Below are 7,814 nucleotides of genomic sequence, written 5' to 3'. Positions count from 1 at the left end.
GGAATAGTGGCTTTCTCCTCTAAATAAAGAATAAAGCAAGTATCCTGAGAAACATGATTGACTAGGGTAAAGTAATCAAGGATTCCTGAAGGCAAGAACAAGCTTAAAGAAGCAACAGGATCAATCGTTTGGGAAGAGGATGTTTTCATGATGCAAAAATAAGAATTTTAACGCAATCCCCCAAGGTTTCAGACTGAGCCCATATTATTCCGGTTTTCGGACTGACCCATTATTCCTTGATTTTCAGGCGGGCACTTGATATACAAAAAAAGAGGCAACCTTAGTTACCTCTTTTTTGTACACCCTCAGGGACTCGAACCCTGGACCCATTGATTAAGAGTCAATTGCTCTACCAGCTGAGCTAAGAGTGCAACATGTTATTTATTGCAACCTTGAATTTGTACACCCTCAGGGATTCGAACCCTGGACCCACTGATTAAGAGTCAGTTGCTCTACCAACTGAGCTAAGAGTGCTTAATTCCTCGTTTGCGGTTGCAAAAGTAGGTCTTTTATTTTATTTGACCAAACAATCATGCAGCTTTTTTACTATCTTTTTTTCGTCTTTATTCGAACACATAAAGCTCGGAAGGCGTATTTCGCTTTAAAGCAAGTAGTTGCACATCTTTACCTACAAGAATACCTTTGTTCTTTAATTTCCATTCCACCGTTTTATAAGCTAGCTCCGGATGATTATTGTCTTTACTCAAATGACACAACCAGATATAGCGCAAATGTTCAGTGATATTTTCCGCTAAAAACTCCGCAGTATCAGAGTTACTCATGTGGCCGGTCTTACTTGCAATCCGCTCCTTCAAATATTGAGGATAAGGCCCCATTTTGAGCATTTCCTCATCATAGTTAGCTTCAAGTATCAGATAATGGGCCTTACTGATATAATGGGCAGCTGTAGGAGTAATTTCTCCAAGGTCCGTTAAGAAGGAAAAGACTTTGCCGTCGATTTCAATGCAGTACCCCACATTGTCCGTTCCATCATGCGGCACTTCAAAAGATTCGATATGAAAATCCTCCAAAGTCATCGGCTCTTGCTTTTCCAGGTAACGAACTGACGAACTCAATTTCTCCGTCATACAATAGCTACGATTAATTCCAGCATGAATACGTGCGGTTGTATAAACAGGAATATTCAATTTTTCTCCCAGATTACCCACAGCTTTGATATGGTCAGCATGATCGTGCGTTATAAATACCGCACGAATACTATCCATCAAGATATTATAATCTTTCAGTGTTTTTTTGATAGTACGTATGCCGATTCCGGCATCTATCAGTATTCCATAGGTTTCAGTACCCAGATAATAACAGTTCCCACTACTGCCACTCGCCAGGCTTATAAATTTTACTTTCATGTTTTATCCTCTTTATTAAAATGCAAAATGCCGTCAACTTTTACAGCAAAGTGACGGCAAATATACATAAAAAAGAATAGAATTACCGAGAAGATTCCTTCTTTTTGTCGATGGATTCGGTGATTTTCGCAAATAATAGTAGCGCTACAGCGGCAATCAGACCAATAGCAGCAAAGTAATACCATATGTAATGGGCATTTGCGCTAGCTGCCTCCCATGCCGCCCGTGTCTCGAACAAAGCAGGATCCGGACAGTATTTGGTAAGCAAAATTCCCGCCAGACCAAAACCAAAGATGGAAGAAAGAAAGGAATGTAAATGACTGAATCCTAAATACATTCCTTCTTCGCCTTTAGGAGCCTGCAAAGAGAAATACTCCAGATAACGCGGCGAAATAAAACATTCGGCAAGTGCCTGTACCACTATACCTGCAATCATCATCAGGGTAATATTGCTCATGCCTGTAATAAGCTCATTTCCCAGCAAATTTCCACATGCCATCAGCAACGCCGAAAAAGGAATCAAAAACATTCCCACATTCATCGAAGTAATCGCACTACGTTTTGCCATCAAACGCGTGATAAAGCTAACGCAACAAACCACCACAAAGGGATTCACATTAGCAATCCATCCCGGTTTCGCCGTCTCGCCGGCCAACCGGATCACATATTTAGGCATAGTGGCGTAAAGTTGCTGTTGCACCATCCAGAACCCTGTAACAATCAGAATAAGAATCAATAAACGCCAGTTGGTGATGATGCGCATAAATCCTTGCCCAATCTCACGGAGACTTTTTCCTTCACCAGCCGTGTGCGTTGATTTATAAAGGAGAATAACAGCAAGCAAAGCAATAATTGTCATCGCACCGGAGAAATAATTAATATAGATATACGCCTGCTCACCAATAACATTACGCAAAGGATCGATAATTGTTTTACCGGTAAAAGCACCTACATTTACCATCATATAAAAGATGGAATAACCACGCGCACGCGTTGCCTCCGTTGTTTCTTTGGCCACAGATGCAGAAATGATGGACTTAATAAATGATCCTCCCACCATAAGTACAAACAAGACCGGCACAATGATCCACCGGGTATAGCTATCGGGCAAACCATTAAATTGAGTAGTGACGCCATAACTAACCAAGCCGGCAGCTTCCAGCAAAGTAGGCAATACTCCCAATCCTAAATATCCGACGGATAATAAGGAAAATGCTATAATCATTGACTTCCGGAAACCTATCTTATCAGCATAAGCACCGGAAAAAATAGGAAGCAGATATAACCCGCCGGAAAAAAGCCCGGAAATCATACTTGCTTCAAAATCATTAAAACCTAAAATGGAAGATAGATAAATAGTGAGAACGATGAAAACGGCATAGTATGCCATACGCTCAAACAGTTCGACTGTGTTGCTGACCCAAAATGCTCTCGTAAAGCCTTTAGCAGCACGCTGAGGGGAATTGTTCATGTATTTATTAATTTATTAAAATGTTAATTTGAGACAAAGATACGTTTTTTTGGCTTACTGTCCGTATCTTTGTTCAAAATTAGGTAATTAAAAACTATGATTATAGCTGTTGATTTTGACGGAACGATTGTAGAACATCGTTATCCACGCATTGGTGAAGAAATTCCATTCGCTGTTGACACATTGAAGTTATTGCAACAAGAAAAGCATCGTTTAATACTATGGAGTGTGCGTGAAGGGGCACTTTTGGACGAAGCTGTCGAATGGTGCAAAGCCAGAGGTTTAGAATTTTATGCCGTTAATAAGGATTATCCTGAAGAGCAAAAAGGCCATCAGGGATTTTCACGAAAGTTGAAAGCTGATATGTTCATTGACGACCGGAACTTAGGCGGTTTGCCGGATTGGGGAGTCATTTATGCAATGATTAAAGAGAAAAAGACGTTTGCAGATGTCTATGGCCAAAACGGAGAAGAGGAAAAAACGCCATCAAAAAAGAAAAAAAGATGGCTGCCTTTCTAATAAATAGATAAATAGCAGCTGACAGATATACAAAAAATAGATGATGCACTCTTATCCGACATGATTAAGAGTGCATTTCTATATGATGAAATAACTTATCTCCCAACATGGAACGGCCATTCACTACGATTCTTTGTTTTCCCACTTTTCCCTGAACTCCCATAATTGCTCAATAGTAGGATAAAAAGTCGGATTTTCCCAGTTTTTGGAAATCATAGCAATCAACGATTCCAAATACGATTTACCATCAATAATTGTAGTACATTGATTGACCTGATATCTTTCAGTTGGATAATTCTTTGTTTCGATCATCTTTTTTGCCCAGTTCAATAACTCCTGAACAGCTTCATTGTCATAAGTATGTTGCGCCATATCTTTAGAATTTTCTACAAAGATACAAAGTTTATTTATTCATAAACAAGGAATAACCGAAGAACTGGCAGAGATTCTACAAGTTGTGCTATCAGCAAAGAACAATTTCAATATTTTTTATGTTTATATAAATAAAGATAAACTTAAAAATAGAACGACTTATGATTCATGATTTCTTATTCCCCACAAAATCGAATACAACAAAAGTGTCTTTGTTGCTATTGGCTGTCCGGATCATCTTCGGCATATTATTAATGAACCATGGTATCCAAAAATGGAGTAGTTTCCAAGAGTTGTCAACTGTATTTCCTGATCCGCTTGGAATAGGAAGTCCCCTGTCTCTCGGATTAGCTATTTTTGGTGAACTTGTGTGTTCAATGGCATTTATTGTAGGCTTCTTGTATCGCTTAGCCATGATCCCGATGATTTTCACGATGATAGTAGCTTTCTTTGTAGTTCACGCAAATGACGTATTTGCTGTTAAAGAACTAGCTTTCATTTATTTAGTGGTATTCATATTGATGTATATTGCCGGTCCGGGTAAATTTTCAATAGACCATATCATAGGAAACGAATTGTCAAGACGAAAATCAAGAGCATACAAAAATTAGAAATAATCCCCCTGATTAATTAAAAAATATTATATTTGCATACTTGTATGAGAGAAATTATCAATATTTTTTATTAATCAAAAATGTTTTAACATGAAAAGAGGGAAACTGACTTTAGTCGCAGTAGTGCTTAGCGGTAGCTATTATTCAGTTCTTGTGTAGGATCATTCAGTTTATTCAACCGCCTGTCTTCTTGGAATCAATCAGTTGGAAACAAGTTTGTAAACGAACTCGTATTCCTTGCTTTCAACATTGTTCCGGTTTATGGCGTAGCTTACCTGGCTGATGCTTTAGTTATCAATTCTATCGAATTCTGGAGTGGTTCCAATCCGATGGCTAATGTAGGTGACGTAAAGAAAGTAAAAGGAGAGAACGGCAACTACATGGTGAAAACTCTTGAGAATGGATATTCTATTACTAAAGAAGGCGAAACTGCTTCAATGGATTTGATCTACAACAAAGAAGCTAACACATGGAATGTTGTTGCAAACGGTGAAAGCGCTGAATTAGTAAAAATGAACAATGACGGCACTGCTGATTTGTTCTTACCGAATGGCGAAAAGATGAATGTAACGTTGGATGCTCAAGGCATGCTGGCAGCACGCCAAGCTACAATGAGCAATCTTATGTTTGCCGCCCGCTAAAAATTAAAAAAAATACGAAGGAGATGAAACTTCAATAAGTAGTTTCATCTCCTTTTTCAATCTCATCTTCCATCCAGCATCTTTTTATACTATGAATAAACTATATACACTTATCTATTCTGTCCTAATATTCACTTGCCTGTCCTGCCAGCAACAAACTCCTCAAACTCAAATAGAACAAACAGCTATAGATTTCTGCGAAGCCTTTTATAATTTCAATTACCCGGCCGCCAAAGCATGGAGTACTCCTTCTTCCCTGTCCTATCTTAGCTTTTTAGCGTCCAATGTCCGACAGACTCACCTTGATCTACTCAAGACACGAGGTGCTGCGAAAGTTTCTGTTATATCCAGTGAGATAGATGCTAATTCAGAGAAAGCAACGGTTGTTTACCAAATAAAAAATACATTCGTCATTAATCCTGTTGAAGGAAAAATAGAATATATGAGCTCTCTGCAAGATACCCTCCAATTAGTAAGAGAAAATAATAAATGGCTGGTTAGAAAGGATATCCCACAGCAAAATGGAAAGCAAAGTCACGACTAAATTTAGGATGAATAATCGGGAAATGTTCTTTCTTCGTTTCATAGGCAGGATTGACAGCTTTCATACCTCCGTCAAAACGCAAAATAAAGAAATCCAAATCCAGGCGGAGACCTAATCCGTAGGCCACTGCTATTTGCTTATAAAACCTATCAAACTTGAAAACCCCTCCCGGTTGATTGGCATAACTCCGGATGGTCCAGATATTACCAGCATCAATAAATACCGCCCCCTGAAACTTCCAGAATAACTTGCTTCGGTATTCAATACTGGCATCCAGTTTAATATCTCCGGATTGATCGAGCAAATTCCCATTTCCTGCAAAAGAGCCCGGTCCCAAATCGCGAACACTCCATCCGCGGACACTATTGGCTCCACCAGAGAAATATTGTTTCTCAAACGGAATAGTCTTCGCATTTCCATAAGGTACAGCTATTCCCACACCAGCATGAAACGCAAAAGAGTTACGATAATCGATTCTGATATTCTTAGCAAAATCAAACTCCCCTTTCAGATATTGAGCATAAGGAATTCCCAGAATAGCGTATTCACCATTACTGTTCTTCCGAATGTTTGCAGCCTTTGACAGAGCATACATTACATTTCCCGCCGATTCGAAATTAAAACGGATGGAGTATGAATTAGAAGCAATCGTATTATTGATAATCGATCCTCCCACGCTATTATAATTATAGCTATATCCCATATTTATAATCAGTCGATCCTGATAATTATACTGGAATATATGGTTCTGTCCTTTATTTATATAGTCTTCTTTAAATCTTTCAGAGATACGGGGCAAATAAAGGAAAGCAATATTTATCAAATCAATACGGTGTTGTATCTTCTGACGTTGCGTCCACTTGTAACTCCAGTTGCAGAAGCCATCGTACGTAGAATTCCGGGCGCAACTGATAATTATACTGCAAACCAAACTCTGTTGTCGCCCTGATCTTCCGTTTAAAATCAGAGGAAATAAAAGGGAACAGGAAATTAGGAAAGTTGATACTCGTTTCCACTCCATACTCCGTATAGTTATTATTTGAATAGCCTGCCTGAAGCCCGGAAATAACCTCATACGCTCCACGGAATTTTATCATAAACGTTTCCGACCCGCGAAAGAGATTCCTATTCTGGAAAGAAACGGAAGCTGCCGCTCCCAAGTCACCGGCAGAATTGGTTCCCTCTACCTCAAAGGATACCGATTTATGCTTGCTCTTAGTCAACATCACGTAACAATCGAGCATTGTTGAATCTCCAACTTGAGTCTCAATAAAACGGATATTCGTATATTTCAATGCAGACAAACGCCCGAAACTGGAATAAGTTTGCTGCACATCACGCTCATTAAACAAATCGCCGGAAGCAAACCGGAGGTTATCCGTAAGCACTTTAGGACGTAAATAGAGCTTATCCTTATAGTAAATCGGATATCCCTTATAATGAACCGAATCATCAATATCCACACTGCTCAAGGCAGAAGACTGCAAAACGTCATAATCCGTAATAAAATTAATCTTATTGATCCAATATTGCTGATGTGCCCTTGCTGAATCACTCGCATGCGCTTTATACATCTGCAAATGTTGAGTCAGATCTACATTATAAGTATTACGAACCGTATCGGCCGTATATCCGATATAATCCTTATTAAATTTATAATAGCCATTCCGAAGCAACTTATTCGTGATACGTTGCCTGTCCGCATCCAATACATTCACATCCAAATACATTCCTTCCTTCAACAAGCTTCTGGCAGAATCCTGTTTGAGAAGAGAGGCTATTTTAGGATCATAAATATCATATTTGATAGATTGAACAACGTAGGGTTTGCCGGCCGTTACATCATAATACAGCTTAATCTTTTTCTTTTTTATTTTAGTCGAACGCTTCACGGTTGCCGCCATATATCCCATATTGTGCACAGCCTTAGTGATCTCTTCTTCAGAGCGTTTCGCTTCGTCCTCGCTATATATTACAGGAGCATCCCCTATCCTTCTTAAAAATTTGTTTCCCCATTTGGTTGAATCACGTCCCGACAGATTGTAGACATAAAGTTGAGTCTTTATCAGGCTGAACCACTTGGCATTAGGATTTTGACGAACATACATACGTAAGGAAGAAGGCCGTATGTTTTTCTGGTCCGTACGAATTTTAACTTCATCCAGCAAATAAGAACCATCCGGCACAAACTTTGTGGTAGTACACGAAGCAAGTGACAAGACAGCAGCAGAAGCAAGTAAACAAAGAAAATTTCTCCTCATACGGTTTTACATCGATAGCATGAAA

Annotated in this window: 6 protein-coding genes, 2 tRNA genes and 2 pseudogenes; 4 read left to right on the top strand and 6 right to left on the bottom strand. The window is 39.1% G+C overall.

All coding sequences use genetic code 11. The annotated features are described in order from the left end of the window. Positions 1 to 298: 298 nt before the first annotated feature. The 4 genes from DXA05_RS19410 to DXA05_RS19395 form a co-directional block, all read right to left on the bottom strand. Positions 299 to 371, bottom strand: a tRNA-Lys gene (locus tag DXA05_RS19410). Positions 372 to 401: 30 nt separating this feature from the next. Further along, positions 402 to 474: transfer RNA gene (locus DXA05_RS19405), tRNA-Lys, on the bottom strand. A gap of 89 nt (positions 475 to 563) precedes the next feature. Next, entirely contained in the window at positions 564 to 1,367 is an 804-nt protein-coding gene (locus DXA05_RS19400; RefSeq protein ID WP_004316193.1) for an MBL fold metallo-hydrolase, read from the bottom strand. An 82-nt stretch (positions 1,368 to 1,449) separates the two neighbouring features. Then, positions 1,450 to 2,838 carry a peptide MFS transporter gene (locus DXA05_RS19395; RefSeq protein ID WP_087318085.1) on the bottom strand — a complete coding sequence of 463 codons (1,389 nt, stop codon included), beginning with the start codon at positions 2,836 to 2,838 and terminating at the stop codon, positions 1,450 to 1,452. A 96-nt stretch (positions 2,839 to 2,934) separates the two neighbouring features. Here DXA05_RS19395 and DXA05_RS19390 point away from each other — a divergent pair, with 96 nt between their 5' ends. Further along, positions 2,935 to 3,357 (top strand): hypothetical protein, encoded by a 423-nt coding sequence (locus DXA05_RS19390; protein WP_004316432.1) that lies wholly within the window; start codon positions 2,935 to 2,937, stop codon positions 3,355 to 3,357. A gap of 123 nt (positions 3,358 to 3,480) precedes the next feature. On the opposite strand, the gene DXA05_RS19385 is transcribed toward DXA05_RS19390, so the two are convergent. Continuing rightward, positions 3,481 to 3,729, bottom strand: a complete 249-nt coding sequence (locus DXA05_RS19385) for a hypothetical protein (RefSeq protein ID WP_015531160.1) — start codon at positions 3,727 to 3,729, stop codon at positions 3,481 to 3,483. A gap of 161 nt (positions 3,730 to 3,890) precedes the next feature. On the opposite strand from DXA05_RS19385, the gene DXA05_RS19380 reads away from it, so the two are divergent. From DXA05_RS19380 to DXA05_RS19370, 3 genes and pseudogenes are all read left to right on the top strand, one after another. Continuing rightward, positions 3,891 to 4,340: a DoxX family protein gene (locus DXA05_RS19380; protein WP_087318086.1), complete on the top strand. Its 450-nt coding sequence runs from the start codon at positions 3,891 to 3,893 to the stop codon at positions 4,338 to 4,340. 93 nt (positions 4,341 to 4,433) lie between these two features. Then, positions 4,434 to 4,984 (top strand): annotated as a pseudogene (locus DXA05_RS19375) (DUF3332 domain-containing protein). 91 nt (positions 4,985 to 5,075) lie between these two features. Continuing rightward, positions 5,076 to 5,528: a hypothetical protein gene (locus DXA05_RS19370; RefSeq protein ID WP_087318087.1), complete on the top strand. Its 453-nt coding sequence runs from the start codon at positions 5,076 to 5,078 to the stop codon at positions 5,526 to 5,528. On the opposite strand, the pseudogene DXA05_RS19365 reads toward DXA05_RS19370, so the two are convergent. Beyond that, a pseudogene (locus DXA05_RS19365) lies at positions 5,482 to 7,789 on the bottom strand (BamA/TamA family outer membrane protein). The gene DXA05_RS19370 and the pseudogene DXA05_RS19365 overlap by 47 nt on opposite strands. Positions 7,790 to 7,814 lie beyond the last annotated feature (25 nt).

Source organism: Bacteroides sp. AM54-2NS (genome assembly GCF_003602935.1).
Classification (GTDB): domain Bacteria; phylum Bacteroidota; class Bacteroidia; order Bacteroidales; family Bacteroidaceae; genus Bacteroides; species Bacteroides xylanisolvens.
Note: the sequence above shows the minus strand (reverse complement) of the source record. Positions and strands in the feature narration are given on the sequence as shown.

Excerpts from the sequence above, each read along its gene's own strand:
- DXA05_RS19385 (WP_015531160.1), bottom strand. The coding sequence starts at position 3,729 with ATGGCGCAACATACTTATGACAATGAAGCTGTTCAGGAGTTATTGAAC.
- DXA05_RS19380 (WP_087318086.1), top strand. The coding sequence starts at position 3,891 with ATGATTCATGATTTCTTATTCCCCACAAAATCGAATACAACAAAAGTG.
- DXA05_RS19395 (WP_087318085.1), bottom strand. The coding sequence starts at position 2,838 with ATGAACAATTCCCCTCAGCGTGCTGCTAAAGGCTTTACGAGAGCATTT.
- DXA05_RS19370 (WP_087318087.1), top strand. The coding sequence starts at position 5,076 with ATGAATAAACTATATACACTTATCTATTCTGTCCTAATATTCACTTGC.
- DXA05_RS19390 (WP_004316432.1), top strand. The coding sequence starts at position 2,935 with ATGATTATAGCTGTTGATTTTGACGGAACGATTGTAGAACATCGTTAT.
- DXA05_RS19400 (WP_004316193.1), bottom strand. The coding sequence starts at position 1,367 with ATGAAAGTAAAATTTATAAGCCTGGCGAGTGGCAGTAGTGGGAACTGT.